Source organism: Paraburkholderia sp. SUR17, from assembly GCF_029536165.1.
GTDB classification, from domain to species: Bacteria; Pseudomonadota; Gammaproteobacteria; order Burkholderiales; family Burkholderiaceae; genus Paraburkholderia; species Paraburkholderia kururiensis.
Genome location: NZ_CP120508.1, coordinates 1,725,852 through 1,743,332, shown reverse-complemented (window position 1 = coordinate 1,743,332; position 17,481 = coordinate 1,725,852). Strand labels below are relative to the sequence as shown.

Annotated in this window: 17 protein-coding genes; 4 read left to right on the top strand and 13 right to left on the bottom strand. The window is 67.5% G+C overall.

What is annotated here, in order from left to right; genetic code table 11:
- Nucleotides 1–4: 4 nt before the first annotated feature.
- The 4 genes from uraD to P2869_RS07720 all read right to left on the bottom strand — a co-directional run bounded on the left by uraD (nucleotide 5) and on the right by P2869_RS07720 (nucleotide 4,162).
- A complete protein-coding gene (uraD, locus tag P2869_RS07735) occupies nucleotides 5–541 on the bottom strand; it encodes a 2-oxo-4-hydroxy-4-carboxy-5-ureidoimidazoline decarboxylase (protein WP_277597928.1) in 537 nt (178 codons plus the stop codon).
- Nucleotides 538–1,488, bottom strand: a complete 951-nt coding sequence (gene puuE / locus P2869_RS07730; RefSeq protein ID WP_277597927.1) for an allantoinase PuuE — start codon at nucleotides 1,486–1,488, stop codon at nucleotides 538–540. The genes uraD and puuE overlap by 4 nt, the downstream gene beginning before the upstream one ends.
- 363 nt (nucleotides 1,489–1,851) lie before the next feature.
- Nucleotides 1,852–2,637 carry an aspartate/glutamate racemase family protein gene (locus P2869_RS07725; RefSeq protein ID WP_277597926.1) on the bottom strand — a complete coding sequence of 262 codons (786 nt, stop codon included), beginning with the start codon at nucleotides 2,635–2,637 and terminating at the stop codon, nucleotides 1,852–1,854.
- 22 nt (nucleotides 2,638–2,659) lie between these two features.
- Entirely contained in the window at nucleotides 2,660–4,162 is a 1,503-nt protein-coding gene (locus P2869_RS07720) for an NCS1 family nucleobase:cation symporter-1 (protein ID WP_277597925.1), read from the bottom strand.
- 750 nt (nucleotides 4,163–4,912) lie between these two features.
- On the opposite strand from P2869_RS07720, the gene P2869_RS07715 reads away from it, so the two are divergent.
- Nucleotides 4,913–5,170 (top strand): DUF3079 domain-containing protein, encoded by a 258-nt coding sequence (locus tag P2869_RS07715; RefSeq protein ID WP_126879714.1) that lies wholly within the window; start codon nucleotides 4,913–4,915, stop codon nucleotides 5,168–5,170.
- A 148-nt stretch (nucleotides 5,171–5,318) separates the two neighbouring features.
- Here the strand turns inward: P2869_RS07715 and ldcA are convergent, their stop codons facing one another.
- From ldcA to P2869_RS07690, 5 genes are all read right to left on the bottom strand, one after another.
- The gene (ldcA, locus tag P2869_RS07710) at nucleotides 5,319–6,248 is read right to left on the bottom strand and encodes a muramoyltetrapeptide carboxypeptidase (protein WP_277598071.1); all 930 of its coding nucleotides are present in this window, start codon (nucleotides 6,246–6,248) and stop codon (nucleotides 5,319–5,321) included.
- Between the two features lie 39 nt (nucleotides 6,249–6,287).
- Nucleotides 6,288–6,977, bottom strand: coding sequence for a tRNA adenosine(34) deaminase TadA (gene tadA, locus P2869_RS07705; protein ID WP_277597924.1), 690 nt, complete (start codon nucleotides 6,975–6,977; stop codon nucleotides 6,288–6,290).
- Entirely contained in the window at nucleotides 6,974–7,441 is a 468-nt protein-coding gene (locus tag P2869_RS07700) for a DnaJ family domain-containing protein (protein ID WP_277597923.1), read from the bottom strand. The genes tadA and P2869_RS07700 overlap by 4 nt, the downstream gene beginning before the upstream one ends.
- Nucleotides 7,442–7,576: 135 nt before the next feature.
- Nucleotides 7,577–8,230: a 2'-5' RNA ligase family protein gene (locus P2869_RS07695; RefSeq protein ID WP_277597922.1), complete on the bottom strand. Its 654-nt coding sequence runs from the start codon at nucleotides 8,228–8,230 to the stop codon at nucleotides 7,577–7,579.
- Complete coding sequence (locus tag P2869_RS07690; protein WP_277597921.1) at nucleotides 8,227–9,117, bottom strand: helix-turn-helix transcriptional regulator; 891 nt, start codon at nucleotides 9,115–9,117, stop codon at nucleotides 8,227–8,229. Before P2869_RS07690 ends, P2869_RS07695 begins: the two co-directional genes overlap by 4 nt.
- Before the next feature lie 93 nt (nucleotides 9,118–9,210).
- Here P2869_RS07690 and P2869_RS07685 point away from each other — a divergent pair, with 93 nt between their 5' ends.
- The gene (locus P2869_RS07685; protein WP_277597920.1) at nucleotides 9,211–10,098 is read left to right on the top strand and encodes an SDR family oxidoreductase; all 888 of its coding nucleotides are present in this window, start codon (nucleotides 9,211–9,213) and stop codon (nucleotides 10,096–10,098) included.
- A 205-nt stretch (nucleotides 10,099–10,303) separates the two neighbouring features.
- On the opposite strand, the gene P2869_RS07680 is transcribed toward P2869_RS07685, so the two are convergent.
- Together P2869_RS07680 and P2869_RS07675 are read right to left on the bottom strand one after the other, a co-directional pair.
- Entirely contained in the window at nucleotides 10,304–11,842 is a 1,539-nt protein-coding gene (locus P2869_RS07680; protein ID WP_017777660.1) for an amino acid permease, read from the bottom strand.
- Between the two features lie 113 nt (nucleotides 11,843–11,955).
- Nucleotides 11,956–12,765 (bottom strand): SDR family oxidoreductase, encoded by an 810-nt coding sequence (locus P2869_RS07675; RefSeq protein ID WP_277597919.1) that lies wholly within the window; start codon nucleotides 12,763–12,765, stop codon nucleotides 11,956–11,958.
- A gap of 349 nt (nucleotides 12,766–13,114) precedes the next feature.
- On the opposite strand from P2869_RS07675, the gene P2869_RS07670 reads away from it, so the two are divergent.
- On the top strand, nucleotides 13,115–14,101 hold the full coding sequence (locus P2869_RS07670) for a helix-turn-helix domain-containing protein (protein ID WP_017777658.1): 987 nt from the start codon (nucleotides 13,115–13,117) through the stop codon (nucleotides 14,099–14,101).
- 91 nt (nucleotides 14,102–14,192) lie between these two features.
- Here P2869_RS07670 and P2869_RS07665 read toward each other — a convergent pair whose 3' ends face one another.
- Nucleotides 14,193–14,777: a pyridoxamine 5'-phosphate oxidase family protein gene (locus P2869_RS07665; protein WP_199540117.1), complete on the bottom strand. Its 585-nt coding sequence runs from the start codon at nucleotides 14,775–14,777 to the stop codon at nucleotides 14,193–14,195.
- A gap of 206 nt (nucleotides 14,778–14,983) precedes the next feature.
- Entirely contained in the window at nucleotides 14,984–16,339 is a 1,356-nt protein-coding gene (locus P2869_RS07660) for a YbfB/YjiJ family MFS transporter (RefSeq protein ID WP_277597918.1), read from the bottom strand.
- A gap of 122 nt (nucleotides 16,340–16,461) precedes the next feature.
- Here P2869_RS07660 and P2869_RS07655 point away from each other — a divergent pair, with 122 nt between their 5' ends.
- Nucleotides 16,462–17,376 (top strand): LysR family transcriptional regulator, encoded by a 915-nt coding sequence (locus tag P2869_RS07655; RefSeq protein WP_277597917.1) that lies wholly within the window; start codon nucleotides 16,462–16,464, stop codon nucleotides 17,374–17,376.
- Nucleotides 17,377–17,481: the final 105 nt, after the last annotated feature.

The following is a 17,481-nucleotide window of genomic DNA, read 5'->3' as shown; positions in this document are numbered from 1 at the left end:
GGTGTCAGGCCCGCGTCGCCGGCTCGTCGATGAGTTCGTCGAGCCTGAAGCGCGCAATGCGATAAACCTGGTCCAGACTCGCGCGCAGTTCGTCGGCGCGGCTGTTGTTCACGCGCGCTTCGAAGTTCGCGATGATGCCGTGCCGGTCGTAGCCGCGCACGGCCAGGATGAACGGGAAGCCGAATTTTTCGCGGTAGGTGCGGTTCAACTGCTGAAGCCGGTCGAACTCTTCCTGCGTGCATTGATCGAGTCCGGCGCTGCTCTGCTCGCGCGTGGATTCGGCCGTCAGTTCGCCGCGCACCGCGGCCTTGCCCGCCAGTTCCGGGTGCGCGTTGACGAGCGCGAGTTGCTTCGCCTCGCCCGCCGCTTCCACGGCCTTCGACATCGCGCGGTGCAGCGCCTCGATGCTCGCGAACGGTCGCTCGCCCGCTACGGCCTCGGGCACCCACGGCGAATGCTCGAAGATGCCCGAGAGCGCGGTGACGAACGCGCGGACAGGCAACGCATTGATCTGGTCGAGGGTATGGCGCATGGCCTTCATGCCGCGGCTCCGCGGCCCGTCTGCGCATACGGATGCCGTTCGCGCCAGTGGCGCGCGATGTCGACGCGGCGCGTCACCCACACGCGGTCGTGCTGCTCGATGTGATCGAGAAAGCGCTGCAACGCGCGAAAGCGCCCCGGGCGACCGAGCAGCCGGCAATGCATGCCCACCGACAGCATCTTCGGCGCTTCGTCGCCCTCTTCGTAGAGCACGTCGAAGGCATCTCGCAGGTAGGTGAAGAAATGGTCGGCGGTGTTGAAGCCCTGCGGGGTGGCGAAGCGCATGTCGTTGGTGTCGAGCGTGTACGGCACGATGAGTTGCGGCACCTTCGCGCCGCCCGTCACGTCCACCTCCATCCAGAACGGCAGGTCGTCGCCGTAGTAATCGGAGTCGTAGAGAAAGCCGCCGTATTCGGCAACGAGCCGGTGCGTGTTCGGGCTGTCGCGCCCGGTGTACCAGCCGAGAGGCCGCACGCCCGTGACGCGCTCGATGGCCTGCATGCCGAGCCGCATGTGTTCCGCTTCGCGCTCGGGCGCCATGTCCTGATAGTGAATCCAGCGATAGCCGTGACACGCAATCTCGTGGCCCAGCTCGACGAACGCCTTCGCGACCTCGGGGTTGCGCTCCATCGCCATGCCCACGCCGAACACCGTGAGCGGCAGGCCGCGCTTTTCGAACTCGCGCAGAATGCGCCACACGCCGGCGCGCGAGCCGTATTCGTAGATCGACTCCATGCTCATGTGGCGCGAGGGATACGCTGCTGCGCCCACAATCTCGGAAAGAAACTGCTCGGATGCCGGGTCGCCGTGCAGCACGCAGTTCTCGCCGCCCTCTTCGTAGTTCAGTACGAACTGCACCGCAACGCGCGCGCGGCCGGGCCAGTCGGCCTGCACGGGATAACGGCCATAGCCGGCCAGATCGCGGGGATAGTGAGAGTCGAGTGTCATGATGGAAGGCAAGTGTCGAAACGGAAGAAGGCGGTGCCCGGCGGGACGTGATGCCTATGCGGGGCCCGTGCGATGCGTGGATATCGGCCGCCTTCAGGACCGGACCAGTGTAGCGAAAACAATCCGGAGCGCCCATACAGCGGGCGAGATAGTGCCCGTCAGCAGCGATGTATGTGCAGTGCGCAAAAACCGGCGTGGCCTGGGGTGTGCTCGGTCTGCCTCTGCCATGCATCGCATCGCGCTCTCGCGCTGTGCTCGCGGCGTGCTCGCGGCGTGCATCACGTACGTTCGTTGCGCGCCATCGCCAGCCTCTCGCGGCCACCGCCATGCCCCCCGCTGTCAGCCGAACTGTCAGCCCAACTCTCAGCCGAACCGGTACGCCGTCTTCGGGGCCTCCATGTCGGGCAAGCCGTCGTCGCCGGGGCTGAAGCGTTCGAGTTCGCCGTCGTAACGCTTCGGAAGCGGCCGCGCAAAGTCGCCGCGCTTGGCCGTGGCGAGCCGCAACGCGACGAGCGCTTCGGCCCATTTCACCGCGGCCGTTACGCCTTCCACCACCGGCACGCCCACAGCGTCTTCCACGTAGGCGCACAACTCGGCCATGCCGGCACAACCGAGCACGATGGACTCGGCGCCGTCTTCGTCGATTGCGCGGCGGCATTCGTCCACGATCAACTCGCGTGCCGCCGAGCCGGGACGGTCCAGATCGAGCACGGCGACGTCGGTTGCGCGCACGTTGCGGCAAAAGCGCCGCATGCCGTAGCGCTCGGCCAGATGCCAGGCCATCGAACGCGTGCGCGCCAGCGTCGTCACCACGGAGAAGCCCGGGGCCAGCACGCTCGCCGCGTGCATCGCGGCCTCGGCAATGCCGATCACCGGACCACGCGCCAGTTCGCGCGCGGCGTACAGGCCTGGGTCGCCAAAGCAGGCGATCACGTAGGCGTCGAAGCCCTCGCGTTCGCCTGCGGCCACCTCGGCGAGCAGGCCTGGCGTGGCCATGGCCTCGTCGTAATAGCCTTCGATGGAAGGCGGCCCCATGGTCGGACAGACCGCCACGACCTCGGTGCCCGCCGCGGCGACCTCGCGCGCGCAGCGGCCCATCGCATCGGTCATGCGCTGTGTGGTGTTCGGATTAATGAGCTTGATGCGCATGGTGACTCCCAAGGTTGAACGATCAGCGTGCGGCCGCCAGCGCCCGATAGAAAACCGCGCCGAGCGCCGCGCCGATGAACCACGAAAAATTCGCGAGGTTATCGAGATGCGGCACGAGCACGCAGGCCACCGCAATCAGCGCCGCGGGCAGCAGCGCGGCCACCGCCCGGTAGTTGACGCCATTGCGATACCAGTACGCGCCGGTGGGCGACACGGTGTAGAGATCGCCCGTTTCGATCTTCTGGCGCTTGACGAGATAGAAGTCCGTCACGAGCACGCCATAGAGCGGCCCGATGAAGCTGCCCAGCACGTCGAGCGTGTAGTGGATCACGGCCGGGTTGTTGAAGAGATTCCACGGCGTGATGAAGACGGAGGCCACCGCCGCCAGCATGCCGCCCGCGCGCCAACTGATGAGACGCGGCGCGACGTTCGAGAAGTCGAATGCCGGCGAGACGAAGTTCGCGACGATGTTGATGCCGATGGTGGCGATGGTGAAGGTCAACGCGCCCAGCACCACGGCCGTGGGCTGATCGATGCGGCCTACTGTTTCGACGGGGTCGGTGATCAGCTGGCCGAACACGGGCAGCGTGGCCGACGTGGTCACCACCGTCACGAGCGAGAACGCGAGGAAGTTGACGGGCAGCCCCCAGAAGTTGCCGCGCTTCACGCTGCGAAAGCTCCTGCCGTAGCGCGAGAAGTCGCCGAAGTTCAGCATCGGCCCCGAGAAATACGAGACCACGAGCGAGATGGCCGTCACCATGACGGGCAGCACCTCCATGCCGTGATACTTCACGCCGCCCAGGTTGATGCCGATGTTGTTCCAGCCCGCGCGCCACACCATGTAGCCCGCGAGCACGAACATCACCACGTAGACGGCGGGGCCGGCGAAGTCGATGAACTTCTTGATGGTCTCCATGCCGTTCCAGAACACCAGCGCCTGCAAAACCCAGAGCGTCATGAAGCCTGCCCAGCCGAGCGCGGAAAGACCTGCGAAGCCATGCCGATGCATGTCGGCATACGGCATCAGTTGCGGGAAGAACTTGAGCACGACGATGACGAGCGCGCTCGACGCGAGATAGGTCTGGATGCCGTACCACGCCACCGCGATGAGCCCGCGGATCACCGCCGGAATGTTCGCCCCGAGCACGCCGAACGTCGCACGGCAGGCCACGGGATACGGCACGCCATGCATCTGACTGGGCCGTGCGATGAGGTTGCACAGTACGTTCACGATGCCGATGCCCACGAGCAGCGCAATCAGCACCTGCCAGCTCGTGAGGCCGAGCGCGAAGAGGCTGCCCGCGAACACATAGCCGCCCACGCTGTGCACGTCCGACATCCAGAACGCGAAGATGTTGTAAGCGCCCCAGGTCTGGTGACGCAATGGTGCGAGGTCGTGGTTGTAGAGACGCTCGCTGTAGCCTGCGGGCACCAATACGTCGCCGCCCTCGCCTGCGTCGGACGCCGTGGCGTCGTCGTAAGCGGATGTTGCCGGCGCGCTTTGCGCCGCACTGAACTGAGCCATGACTCCTCCTCCGTGAGATGGAAACGCCGGTCGCTCTGCTACTCGCCTTGTGTCATGCCTTGCATGACGTCTTGCGTCATCGGCGGGCAGGCGGCGTTGTGCTGCATCCCTCATGCCAGTTGCCGGCGGGTTGCCGGCGGGCTGCCAGATGAGCGCCAGCGGAACGGCATGGGGCGCCACGGTGGTCTGCGTACTTTCCGTACGGCGTTTGTGTCGACGCGGCGAGACCGTGGCGCTCGCCTCGACGTTGGTACTGGCCGGGATTCGTTTCAGTGCGCGGCGCACCACGTGCAGGCACGCCGGCGCCAACGGTGAAGCCTGCGGCGGTGTGTCCTCTCGTGCAGGCGCCGTTATGGTTGGTATCTTAGGATGGACATAAAGATTGTCAACAATTTTTGGGTGGGGTTTTCGAGGAGATGGCCTGGCATGGTTTGGCCGCAGCGAGCGGGAATCAGTACCGTTTCCCGGCTTGATCGCCGCAAGACAGGTCCCATGCGCGGTGCGCGATGGTTCCGTGGAGCGCCCCGCTTCGACCCAACGTCCTCAGATGCCTCTATTTTTTGTCAACAAAATCGAAGCCGGTTGTGCCCAGCGGGCCGACAAGCCAGGCAACATGGGCGCAGTGGTGGCAGTTCACCTCCGGCGAAGGCGGGCGCCCGTCTCTGCGTCATTCAGACTCAGTTCTCGTCCCTGACCGGGCCGGATAATGATGTTTTGCGTTATCGCGATGGAATCGCCCGGAGAACACGCATGGCCAAGGTATTTCCGCTGCACCCGCTGCATCCGGAGCGAATCTGCTGGGGCTGCGATCACTACTGCCAGGCGAGCGACATGCGCTGTGGCAACGGACAAAGTCGCACCCAGCATCCGGCCGAATTGCTCGGCGACGACTGGTACGAACACGGCGATTGGGGACTCGATGTCAGCCCCGGCGACAAGTGCGTGAAATCCAGCAGCGGCAGTACCACGAACCAGGCGCGTAATCCTGCGCCGGACGTACCGCGGTAAATCCACCCCGCAGCCGCCCGCGCGAGATGGCTTGGCTTCGTTGTCGCGCCGAACCTGAAAAAAGCGACCTGAAAAAAAAGCGGGCCCTCCTGAACCGGGCCCGCTCCGCCTGCGCTTCTCCGGGGTGCGCCGCCCCCCGCCGCCCCTCTTATCCCAGGTGCGGATAACCGCTCACCGCCAGCCTGAACCCCTCGGCATCGGCATCGAGCCTCGCCGTTGCGCCCACGGGCAGTGTGACCATGTCGGCGATGTGGCCGAACGGCAAGCCCGTCATAACCGGAATGCGCACCACGGCGCGCACCTGCTCGATCATGGCCGCAAGGTCGTAGCCATTGTCGTAGTCGAATGCTTTGCCGCCCGAGAAATCGCCCAGCACGAGCGCCTGCTGGCGCGCCAGGATGCCCGCCAGGTGCAGCTGATAGATCATCCGTTCGACGCGAAACGGCTGCTCGTTGACGTCTTCCAGAAACAGAATGCCGCCTTCCACGGGCGGCATGTACGGCGTGCCCACCAGCGACGACATCACCGCCAGGTTGCCGCCCCACAGCGTGCCTGTGACGCTCGCAGACTGCACCTGCGGCGCCGCGACTTCGAGCGTGAAAGACGGCTTCGACAGCGCCTCCCAGAAATGCTCCATCGTGAACGGGCTCAGTTCTTCGGCGCCGAAGTCGCTCGCGAGCATCGGGCCGCCGAATGTGACCAGCCCGGCGCGCGCGAGCAGCGCAAGCTGGATCGCCGTGAAATCGCTATGACCGACGAGCGCGACCGGCTGGCCGCGCAGCCGCCGCTGCAAGCCTTCGTAGTCGAGCCCGTGCAGGATGCGCACCGCGCCATAACCGCCGCGCACGGCGAGCACGACGTCGGGCAGCGGCTGCGAGGTGTCGGCAAGGCGGTTCAGTTCCGCGGCCCGTTCGCCGTCGGTGCCCGCGAAGCGCTGATAGCGCCGCGCGAGCGCCTCCATTCCCTCTACGCGATGCCCCTGCGCGCGCAACCGCTCGACGGCCCGCGTAATAGCGTCGGGGTCGTGCGGGTAGCCCGAGGGGGCGATCAGCGAAATGGTGCGGGCCTGAGCGGTCATGGCAGTCATGGCAGGAAGCAGTTCGATCTTCGTCGTGGTTCAGGAGGGCAGATTGGTACGGGACGCCTGAACGGCGCCCGCCGCCCGCGCCTCGCGGCTTGCGCGCCGCCGCTCGGCAAAGAACGTGCGCAGCGCTTCGCCACATGCGTGCCCGAGCACTCCGCCCGTCACCGTGGTGTGGTGGTTGAGCTGCGTATTGGCAAAGGCATCGACGACGCTGCCGCACGCGCCCGTCTTCGGGTCCCGTGCGCCGAACACCACGCGCGCGATCCGCGCGTGCATGATGGCGCCGGCGCACATCAGACACGGCTCCAGCGTCACGTACAGTTCGCAGCCCGGCAGGCGGTAGTTCCGTTGCGATTCGGCGGCGGCCCGCAGCGCGACCATTTCCGCGTGCGCGGAGGGATCGTGCGTGCCGATGGGATGGTTGAAGCCTGTCGCGATCACTTCGTCGCCGCGAACCAGCACGGCGCCGACCGGCACCTCGCCGGCCGCCCGCGCTTCTTCGGCAGCGGCGAGCGCGAGCGTCATGAAGTGGAGATCGCGTTCGGAGACAGGCTCGGGATTGCCCGTGAAAGGATTCGTGGGCGTGGATGGCGCCGGTTCATCCGGCGTGTTGCCTGCACCGGCGCCCGCGCCGGCACATGCGCGAGGCGTATTCGAAGAAGCGCACGCGCCGAGCCCCTCTGACGTATCGGCCGAGCGGGACGCGTCGGGCACGACGCTCACAGCGGTCTCGCTTCCAGGGTCTCGCCGCCGTCACGGCGGTCTTCAAGCGCACGGTCGGCGCACGGCTGTTCCGTGCTCGCGGCATCGCCGTCTGCCACGACGCGCTCGGACAGCCGCTCGGCAATGCGCCGGCAATACTCGCGCGGCAGAACCATGGGGCCGCCGCGCAGCGATTCGAGCGCCATGTCGAGCGCCAGCATTCTCGCCTCAAGCTGGCACCGCGCGGCGCGATCGCTCACCGCGTCCAGTTCGTCGCGCAGATCGCGCAGTGCGCGCAGCTGTTCGACGGCGGGCGGAACGAAACCGGCGTTCTTAAGAATGCGGTTCGCGACACGCACTTCCTCGGGCACGAGCAGGTCGTCGTCGAACGCCTGCGGCTGGCCGGTTCCCGGCAAATCGTCGAACTCGCCGCGCGCGGCTGCGGCGGCAATACGTTGTTCGACGAGAGCATCAAGCAATTTCATCTGCGATCCACGGCGTTGCGGCCCGGGCATTTTATCAGGCTGTTCACAAAACATTCACGGCGCATGGCGGCTCTTCGTCGAAGGTTCCTTCGGCTCGCCGGCACACCTGCCGACACGGCCACTCGGGCCGAGTCCTTACTGCGCGAGCCTCCACCGGCCCAGCACCACATGCCGGCGCTGGCCGATCAGGCTGTGCACGAGCAGAAACTCGCTCACCGTCCAGGCAATGGGCGGTTTAACAGGGAAGTCGCTCGCGCCGTTGTCGCCGCGCGCGAGCGTCAGGTGAGGCGTATAACCGGACGCCGATCCGACCCGAAAACCCACGTCCCTGAGCGCGGTGCCCAGCGCCTCATGCAGCAAGGCGCAGCCGATCACGCCCTCGCCGCCCGTCAGCACGAACGGATGCCGCGACTGCTCCGGCGAGAAGCGGGTCGCCGCGTCGAACGAGACGTTGAACTGCCGCATCGACACCGCGGTCGCGGCGGCACTCGCACGCGCGACGACGTCGTTCGGCACGCCCGCGTAGACGCCCAGCTCATGCAAGGTGACGTGCAGCAGCGGCACGGGAACCGGCACGCCCGCAAGCCCGCGCTGCCCGTGCCCAGTGAATAGCCGCTGCACCAGCGCAGCAACGCGCGCGGCGGCCTGCGCGTCGGGACGTAGCAGGAACAGCAGGCGGTCCGTGGGGGCCGGCATGGGCACCTCGAAACCGGGCAAGGCGAACTGCCCCGGCATCGGCAAGCGCGAGCCCAGCGACCGGGCGCGGGCCGGCGGGCGGCGCACCGTCATGCCGACACCGGGACCGGGACCGAAACCGGTACCGAAGCCGGCGTCGCCGCCGGCGCGGCGATCAACGCGCGGATGCGCTCGGCGTCGTCGGGCGTGGCGGGGTTGTAGACCATCATCGTGAGATCGGGATGGCCGTCCACGGCGAACGACGAGAACTCGAGCGAGAGCAGACCGGCCACGGGATGCCGCAGTTGCTTCGAGCCCTCGCCGTGCGTGCGCACGTCTTTCTCGCGCCACATGGCCACGAATTCGGGGCTCGATGCGCTCAACTCGGCGACCAGCGCCTCGACGTTCGCGCTTTTGTTGGCATTTGCGCCCGCCCGGCAGACGCCCGCGCGAAACGTCGCAAGAAGAAAGCGCGCCACGCCCTCCCAGTCGAGTTGCGCTTCGCGCACCCGCGGGTTGCCGAAGAAGAGCCGCAAGACGTTGCGCTGGTGGGCCGCAAGCGACGCGTAATCCGTCAGCACCGATGCCGCCGCGCGATTCCACGCGACGATGTCCCACGTCGGCGTCTTGACGACGGCCGGGCTGAGTTCGAACGCATCGAGTACGCGCTGCAGCCGCGGCGTCACGCCGCTTGCTTCGTAGCGCACCGCGGGCGGGCGGCCCTGGGCCAGCAAAAACAGGTGTTCGCGCTCCACCGGCGTGAGCAGCAGCGCGCTGGCGAGGCGCTCGAGCACCTCCGCGGAAGGCGCGCCGCCGCGCCCCTGCTCCAGCCACGTGTACCAGGTCGCACTGACGTTGGCGCGCAGCGCGACTTCCTCGCGGCGCAAGCCGGGCGTGCGGCGGCGGGTGCCCGAAAAGCCCAGCGCCGCAGGGTCGAGCCGTGCGCGGCGGTCCTTCAGGTAGTCGCCCAGCAGATTGGGGGGTGGGTTCTGCGTGCTCATGCTGTTAGTCCGTATACCTGTAAAACGCCACGACTTCACCACGTGACGCGAACGCGCGAGAGTGCCTGCGTACCCCAACCAGGAGAATTGGCTATGCGCGTGTTTGTTACCGGCGCGACCGGATTTGTCGGCTCCGCTATTGTGCGGGAATTGCGGGATGCGGGACACGACGTGCTCGGGCTTGCCCGTTCGGAGGCCGGCGCGGCGTCGCTCGTCGCGGCCGGCGCCCAGGTCCACCGCGGCTCGCTGGAAGATCTGGACGCCCTGCGCCGCGGCGCGGCGGCCGCAGACGGCGTCATTCACACGGCGTTCAACCACGATTTCTCGCGGTTCGTCGAAAACTGCGAGCTGGACCGCCGCGCCATCGAGGCGATCGGCGATGCGCTGGCGGCCTCGAACCGGCCGCTCCTCGTCACCTCCGGTCTCGCGATGCTTGCACACGGCCGCGCCGCCACCGAGGACGACGTGCCGCCGCCCCGCTCCGAAAACTACCCGCGCGTGTCCGAAGCCGCCGCGAGTGCGTTCGTGGCGCGCGGCGTTCGCGCCTCGGCGGTCCGTCTGGCGCCTTCCACGCACGGCGCGGGCGATCACGGGTTCGTGCCGCGCCTCATCGCGATTGCACGCGAAAAAGGCATCTCAGCCTACGTGGGCGAAGGGCTCAACCGCTGGGCCGCGACGCACCGCTTCGACGCCGCGCGGGTGTTCCGGCTCGCGCTGGAACGGGGCGCCGCAGACGGCCCGTTTCACGCCGTCGCCGAGGAAGGCGTGCGGTTCAAGGACATCGCAGAAGTGATCGGGCGGCGGCTCGGGATACCGGTTGTTTCGCTGTCGCCGGCAGAAGCCGCTGAGCATTTCGGCTGGTTCGGGCGGTTTGCGGGCGCGGACATGTTGGCGTCGAGCGAACGCACGCGCCGTGTGCTGGACTGGACGCCGACCCAGCCGGGGCTGATCGACGATATGGAAGCGACGTACTTCGGCTAGGGGCGCAGGCCCTTACCCTTAACGCAGGGCCTTAACGCACCTTAGCGCAGGCCCTTAGCACAGCCCCTTAACTCACGTCATGGCGCCTGCACTAGCGGTCAGCGCCGGGTTCCCGGCGCCCCGCTCGCAAGCCGCCGCGCCTCAAAAAACAAACCGGGCCGGGCATCGAACCCGGCCCGGCCCCACCACCACCACCGAGCTTCGCTCAAGCTTCGTCCAGTTGCCCCTCGATGCCTTCGAGCGCGCGTTCGCGCTCTTTCGTGAGGCCGCCGATAGGCGGTCCGCTGAAGCTCTTGCGCACGCCGCCCACGTACCAGATGGCGAGCAGCACCACGAGCAGCGCGACCATCACGTAGATCACTTTCTCGTTGGGCGGCTGGATGCCGACATACGCGAGCACGAGTGCACCGAACACGGCGGCCACGGCGAACGGTTTCGAGAGCCAGCCCAGCTGGAACGGGCCTTTTTCGGTCCACGTGCGGCCTTCGGCCAGGATGCCCGCCGCTGTCGGCATCGCGTACGAGACGAACAGGAACACCGCGCTGCCAGCGCTCAGCACCGTGAACGCGTCGCCGTACAGCGTGACGAGAATCGCGAGCGCGGCCGACACCCAGATCGCCGTGCCCGGCGTGCGATGCGCGGCGTTCACCTTGCGCAGCCACTTCGAGCCAGGCAGGCCGCCGTCGCGGGCGAACGCGAACATCATCCGCGAAGTCGAGGTCACTGCGGCGAGGCCACAGACGTAGTTGATGAAGAACATCAGCAGTTCGATCACGATGCGCAGCGGCCCCGGAATCGGCGCAAGGATGGCCTGGAAGAAGCCGGTGCCCTGCTTCACCGCGGCGCCAATGTCGGGCATCACGAGAACGAACGCACAGACCATCACGTAGCCGAACGTGGTGGACCAGAACACCGACCCGATGATGCCGCGCGGCACGTTGCGCGCGGCCTCGTGCGTTTCTTCGGAGGTATGCGCGGAGGCGTCGAAACCCGTGATCGTGTACGCCGTAAGCAACAGGCCCGAAAGGAACGCGAGCGCCATCGTCTGCTTCGGCCAGGCGCCGCCGTCCACGCCGGTGAAGTTGGTGAAGGTGTAGAGGCGGGAGAGGTCCACCTTCACCGGCGAAAACGCCAGCAGCGAAATCACCAGCACCACCGTCACGACGAAGATCAGGTATCCCGACAAATCGGTGATGCGGCTCGTGATGCGGATGCCGCGATGATTGAGAAACGCCTGCGAAGCCGTGATGACGGTAAGAAAGATCGTCTGCGACCACCAGCCGAGCGAATCCGGATTCACGCCGAACATGGGTGCGATCAGCGTGCGGAAGAACGGATCGTAGGTGCCGTAGTTGATGGCGGCGACCACGAACACGAGGCCGAGCAGATTGAGCCACGCGGTGAGCCAGCCCCACGTCTTGCCGCCGAGAATCGAGCTCCAGTGGTAGAGGCCGCCCGCCGTCGGGAACGACGATGCGATCTGCGCCATGGCCGCGGCCACGACGAGCGCGAACACCGAACCGAGCGGCCAGCCGAGCCCGATCGATGCGCCGCCCGCCGCCGACAATCCCATCTGGAACGACGTAATGCCGCCCGACAGAATGCAGATCAGCGAAAACGAGACCGCGAAATTGGAGAACGCGCCCATGCGGCGCGACAGCTCCTGCGCGTAGCCCATCTTGTGCAGGAGCCTGACGTCGTTGTCGACCGGCTCAGCCGGTTGCACGGCCGGGTTGATATCCATGATCGATCCTTTGTTCGAGATTTGGGGCAGTGCAACTGCAATGGGAACAGCCTTGAATTGATGCTTCTTCGTTGCCGCTGATGCTTCGTTGCCGCGCGAACGGTCAAGACCGTTCAGGCCGCGGTAAAACAGTTGTCGACGTAGAGGTGCGCGCCGTTGATGAAAGACGCGTCGTCGCTCGCGAGGAAGAGCGCCGCCTGCGCCACCTCCTCCGGCGCGCAGAGCCGCCCCTGCTGCACCGAGAGCGCGGCCTCGCTTGCGTCGAAGCCGTATTTCGTGAGCGCACTCATTTCGCGGCGGCCGTGCGGCGTGTCGATGAAACCCGGGTTGACCGCGTTGCAGCGTATGCCGCGATCCCGATACTCGACTGCAATGGCCCGCGCGAACATCGCGCAGGCGCCTTTCGTCGTGCAGTACAGCACTTCGAGCGGCGTGGCCGCGACCGACGAAATCGACGCCGTGCAGACGATCGAACCGCCGCCGTTCACGAGCATGTGCGGCAGCACCGCGCGCGTCATCATGAACATGCTCTTCACGTTGACGTCCATGAGCCAGTCGTAGTCGTCGTCGGTGGTGTCGAGGAACGGCTTCACCACGATGCTGCCCGCGTGGTTGAACAGCACGTCGATGCGGCCGAAGCGCCGCGCGACGCCGGCCACCGCCGCGTCCACGGCAGCGCGCTTTGCGACGTCCGCTGTGAACAGTTCGGCCACACCGCCCGCGGCCCGGATCTGCGCGACCACTTCTTCGCCCGCATCGGCATTGATGTCGACAAGCGCGACCTGGGCGCCCTCGCGGGCAAAGAGCCGCGACGCCGCGCCACCCGCGCCCGTTGCCCCGCCCGAAACGATGGCGATCTTGCCCGCCAGCCTGCCCGGGCGCATTGCGGCGCCCTCCGTGTGTTCGCCTGCCGCTACGCTCATGCAATGCCTCCTGTTACTCCATTGGGTTCCGTTGGGCACAACGCTGGGGTCACGATAAGCAGCCCAAATCGTAGCCACTATCCAAAATTGGCAAAAAAAACATTGCGCCCCGGGCCTGTGGCCGAGGCGTGACGGACCGGCGCCGTGCGGCGCGACACGGGTGCGTAACGCTACCCATAACGCCACCCGTAACGCCACGCATCCGGCGTTTCACCCATACAGCGCGCATTTTTTTCACTTACACTGGGCCGGCCGGATGCCTGTCGCCCGCCCGCTTCCGGGGTTGGCACCAGTTTCCCTGCGGTCCTCGTAGTGCCCCGCAGCTTCCCTACCCGCGCCGGAGAACGCCATGCAGACGTGCGCCTCGACCCGCGCCACCGTCGACATCCGCCGCTGCCGCAACGTCGACGAACAGGCGCTGCTGCTCGACGCCTGGAACCAGACCTACTGCCAGATCTCGCGCGGACCGTTCGACGGCTCCGTGAGTTCGTTCGTCGCGGGCGGCGTGCGCGTGCTCGTCGAGCGCCTGAACCGCACGGTGTATCAGCGCGGGGCGGTCGCACCGGGGCGCATCGCGATCGGCGTGCCGTTCCAGCTGGAAGGACACGCGCTGCTGTGCGGCCAGCCGAGTCACCGCGACGGCCTGCACGTGTTCTCGGGCGACGGCGGCTTCGAGTTCCTCTCGCCGGACCGGCATGTGGTCGTGAATCTGGAGATCGAGCCGAACGCGATGGCGAGCCTCCTCGCACGCGAACAGATCGGGGCGCTCAAGGCGCGACTCGGCACGCATGCCACGGTGCTGAACATCGATCCTCTTCACTTGCAGACGTATCGCGCCACGCTGAAGACGATGCTCGATGCGGTCACCGCGCAGCCCGCGCTGCTGGACGACGCGGGCGCGGTGGATTCGTTCGAGCGGCACGCCATCTTCGGGCTCGCCGAGATGCTCGCGGCAACACCGGACGACGCCCCCGCGCGAAGCGCTTCTCCCGCCGCGGCGCGAATCTCCCGGCACTGGCAACTGGTGCGCGCGGTGCGCAACGTCGTGGAGGAATCGCCAGACTGCCCGTTGTCCGTCGCGGAACTCTGCGCGCGCTTTCACGCGAGCCGCCGCACGCTGCAATACGCGTTCGAGGAAACGCTGGGCGTGAATCCCTCCGCCTACATCCGCGCGGTGCGCCTCGGACGCGTGCGGCGCGAGCTGCGCGGCGCGCGATCCGTGACTGAGGTCGCAACGCGCTGGGGCTTCTGGCACTTCGGGAATTTTTCGGGCGAGTATCGCGAGCAGTTCGGCGAATTGCCGTCGGAGACGTTCAAGCGGGAGAACCGGTGCTGACGGCGTGGCGCCTACAACCGGCGAGGCGCTTCGACACGGCTTCTGAACGCGATACCAACGCCAGACATCAGCCTTGTTCGAACGAGACGGCTCAGGGCGCAATCCAGCTGTGAATCCAACCGTCGCCCTGACGCACATAGCGCGCCCGCAGCGGGCGCTCCGCTGAAAGATCGAGCCAATCCAGACGCGCGGGGCGAACCTCGACGACGCAGAAATGCTTGAGGCCCTCGTCGGGCCCCGGAACACCGTGTGCATCGTGGGCCGTGCCGAGCGCATCGTCTGCGTGGCTCATCGGCGTTCCGGGCGCGAGCCGCGTCCGGTAGGCGATCAGGTCGTGGTCGGGACTGGCGCGCCACGCATCGAGTTGCGCTTGCCCGTCGCGAACGATCCGGGTTTCACCGAACACCCGGATCTGCCGGCTCTGAACGGGATCCACGCCGACGAGCGCGATGCGCGGCTCCCGGCTCAGTTCGGCAATCTTCGGCGAGCGCAGGTCCGTGTGGAACGTGAGCACGTTCTTCTGCTCACTCACACCCCGAAGCAGCACGGTACGCACATTCGGGGAACCGTCGAGGCCGATCGTCGCGGCCTGCATCACCTTGAACGGCAGATCTTCTTCGCGTACAGCGGCAGCGAGGTCATCCCAGATTCGGGCGTAAATCTGTTCGAGCGTCATCGGGCGGGTTCCTGGCGCGTTCCTGGCGGGCTCCTGGCGGGGTCCTGACAGACCGGCCCCGGCGTTCACACAGAACCGGGCGTCAGAAAGAGAAAGCACACCGGATGCCCGCGAAGTTCTGCCTGCCCCGCTGCGGCTCTGGCAGACAGGCTCCAAGGCTCAGCTCAGAACGTTGGCTGTCTCGCAACACAAACCCTCCGCCCGCATCAAGCCGCCGCACGACGCCCGAGCATAGCCATCGCGACGAACCCCGCCGCGCCCGCGACGAGGGCCGCTGCCGCGACCCCCAGCGCCGGCGTGAACGATCCGAAGCGCGCGGTCAGCGGCGCTGCGACGAGCGGCCCGAGAATCTGCCCGACGCCGTACGACGCGGTCGCATAGCCCATCAGCCCGGTCGCACGCGTGCCGTGCAGGCGCCGGGCATCGCGCATGGCGAACAGCGTGATCGCGGTAAACGGCAGTCCGAGCAAGGCGCTGCCCACCGAAAAGCCCGCCGCGTTCGGCCACACGATGCCGGCCGCGATGCCGAGTGCCTGCGTCGCGCAGCCGGCGGCAAGCAGCAGCCGGTTGTCCCAGTGCGCGGGCAGCCGCGCGGCGGCAAGCGCGCCGACGATCAGCGCCGCGCCGAACATGGGCCAGAACAGGTCGGGCCACGGCGAGCCGGCCGGCAGGGCGGCGCGCGCGATCACGGGCAGGAACGTCGCCGTGATGATGTAGCCGAAGCCCGGCATTCCGTACAGCACGACCAGCCCGATCGCATCGGCGCGATGGCGCCGCGGGTCCGCGGCGGGCGCGGCGGCAGTGGTCACCGCATGCGGCGTGGCGGCGGACGACTGCACGGCTGCGACATGCGGCGTTGCGGTGAACGCAGGCGTGCCCGCGACACTCGGCTTTGCCCCGAACGCAGGCGTGCCCGCGACATTCGGCGTTGCACCGGACGCAGGCGAGCCCGCCACAGGCGCGCTCCCGAACGTGCGCCAGATCGCGATCGACAGCACGGCCGACAGCGCGGCAAATCCCAGCCAGCCGGGCGCTGCGCGATGGCCCTCCAGTGCGCGGCCGATCAACCCCGTCAGCACGATGCCGACACCCGGCCCCGCATAGATGACGCCGCCCCATTCGGGCGCGTGCAGTTCGGCAAGGCGCCGCAGTCCCCATTGCGACACGAACACGAAGGTCCACGCGCTGACCACGCCCGCAACGAAGCGCACCACGAGCCACACCGCCAGCAGATGCCCGACGCCCATCGCGGCGGTAAGCAGAACCGTCGCCGCGAGCCCGAAGCGAATCATCCGTGCGGGCGCCATGCGCAGCGCCGCGCAACTGACCGCCCCCGCGAAATAGCCCGCATAGTTCGCCGACGCGAGCCAGCTGCCGGCCTTCAGGCCGACAGACCCGTCGGCCAGCATCAGCGGCAGCAGCGGCGTGAACGCAAAGCGCCCGACACCGAGCGCCACCGCGAGCCCGACCATGCAGGCGAGCGCGGCGGCGCCGGCGCGGCGGTCGGTCTCGTCGGCGGAAAGCGCGCGGGCGGCGGCGGGCGGAGCTTCGGAACGGGCCATGGTGCGAGCGGCCGCGCGGGAAACGCCGGCCGGAACGGAGAGGGGAACGCGTCGATCGTAGCTTGACCCGGCATTCTCGGAAAATGAATAATCGAGAATCCATCCATCGCATGGAGAGAACAATGGATCTGGCGGCACTGGCGATTTTCCGGGCGGTCGTGCGCGAGAACGGCGTGACGCGTGCCGCGGCGAAACTCAACCGCGTGCAGTCGAACGTGACGACGCGCATCAAGCAACTCGAGGAGGACCTGGGCGCGGCGCTCTTCGTGCGCGACGGGCGCCGGCTCGTGCTGACGCCCGCCGGCCACACGCTGCTGCCGTATGCGGAGCGTCTGCTCGCACTCGCCGACGAAGCGCGCGACGCGGTGCGCGAAGACACGCCGCGCGGGCGGCTGCGGCTCGGCACGATGGAAAGCACGGCCGCAAGCCGCCTGCCGGCCGTGCTGGCGCGCTATCACCACGCGTGGCCGGAGGTGTCGCTCGAACTCGTGACCGGCACGACCGGCTGGCTGGTCGACAAGGTGCGCGACTTCGAGATCGACGCCGCGCTGTTCGCGCGGCCGCCCGCGCCGGACACGCTGCCCGATACGTTCGAGACGGTGCCGATCTTCCGCGAGAACCTCGTGCTGCTCACGCCGCGCGGCCATCCGCCGGTTCGCACGCCGCGCGACGTGATCCCGTCGACGCTGATCGCGTTCGAGCGCGGCTGCACGTACCGCAAATACGTCGAGCAATGGTATGCGGCGCATGGGATGAAGCCCGCGCGTGTGCTGGAACTCGGCTCGTACCACGCAATCGTCGCGTGCGTCGCGGCCGGTGCGGGGATCGCGGTGGCGCCGCGCTCGGTGCTCGATCTTCAGCCGGAGACGGAGAACGTCGTACAGCACGCGATTACCGGGTTCGGCGAGATCGATACGCTGCTCGCGTGGCGGCAAGGGTATGCGTCGTCCGCGCTTGCCGCGCTGCGCGACGCACTCGCCGAGGCCGCCCGGCAACCGGATGGCGCCGCGAAGCCGGCCGCTGCTGTGCCGGCGTGAGGTGTTCGCGCATGAGGGCGCCGGTGCGCTGCGTCTGCTCCGGCAGCTTCAACGCATAGGTAATCTGTTCCTCGGTGAACTTGCGCTTCTTCACAGCATGACCTC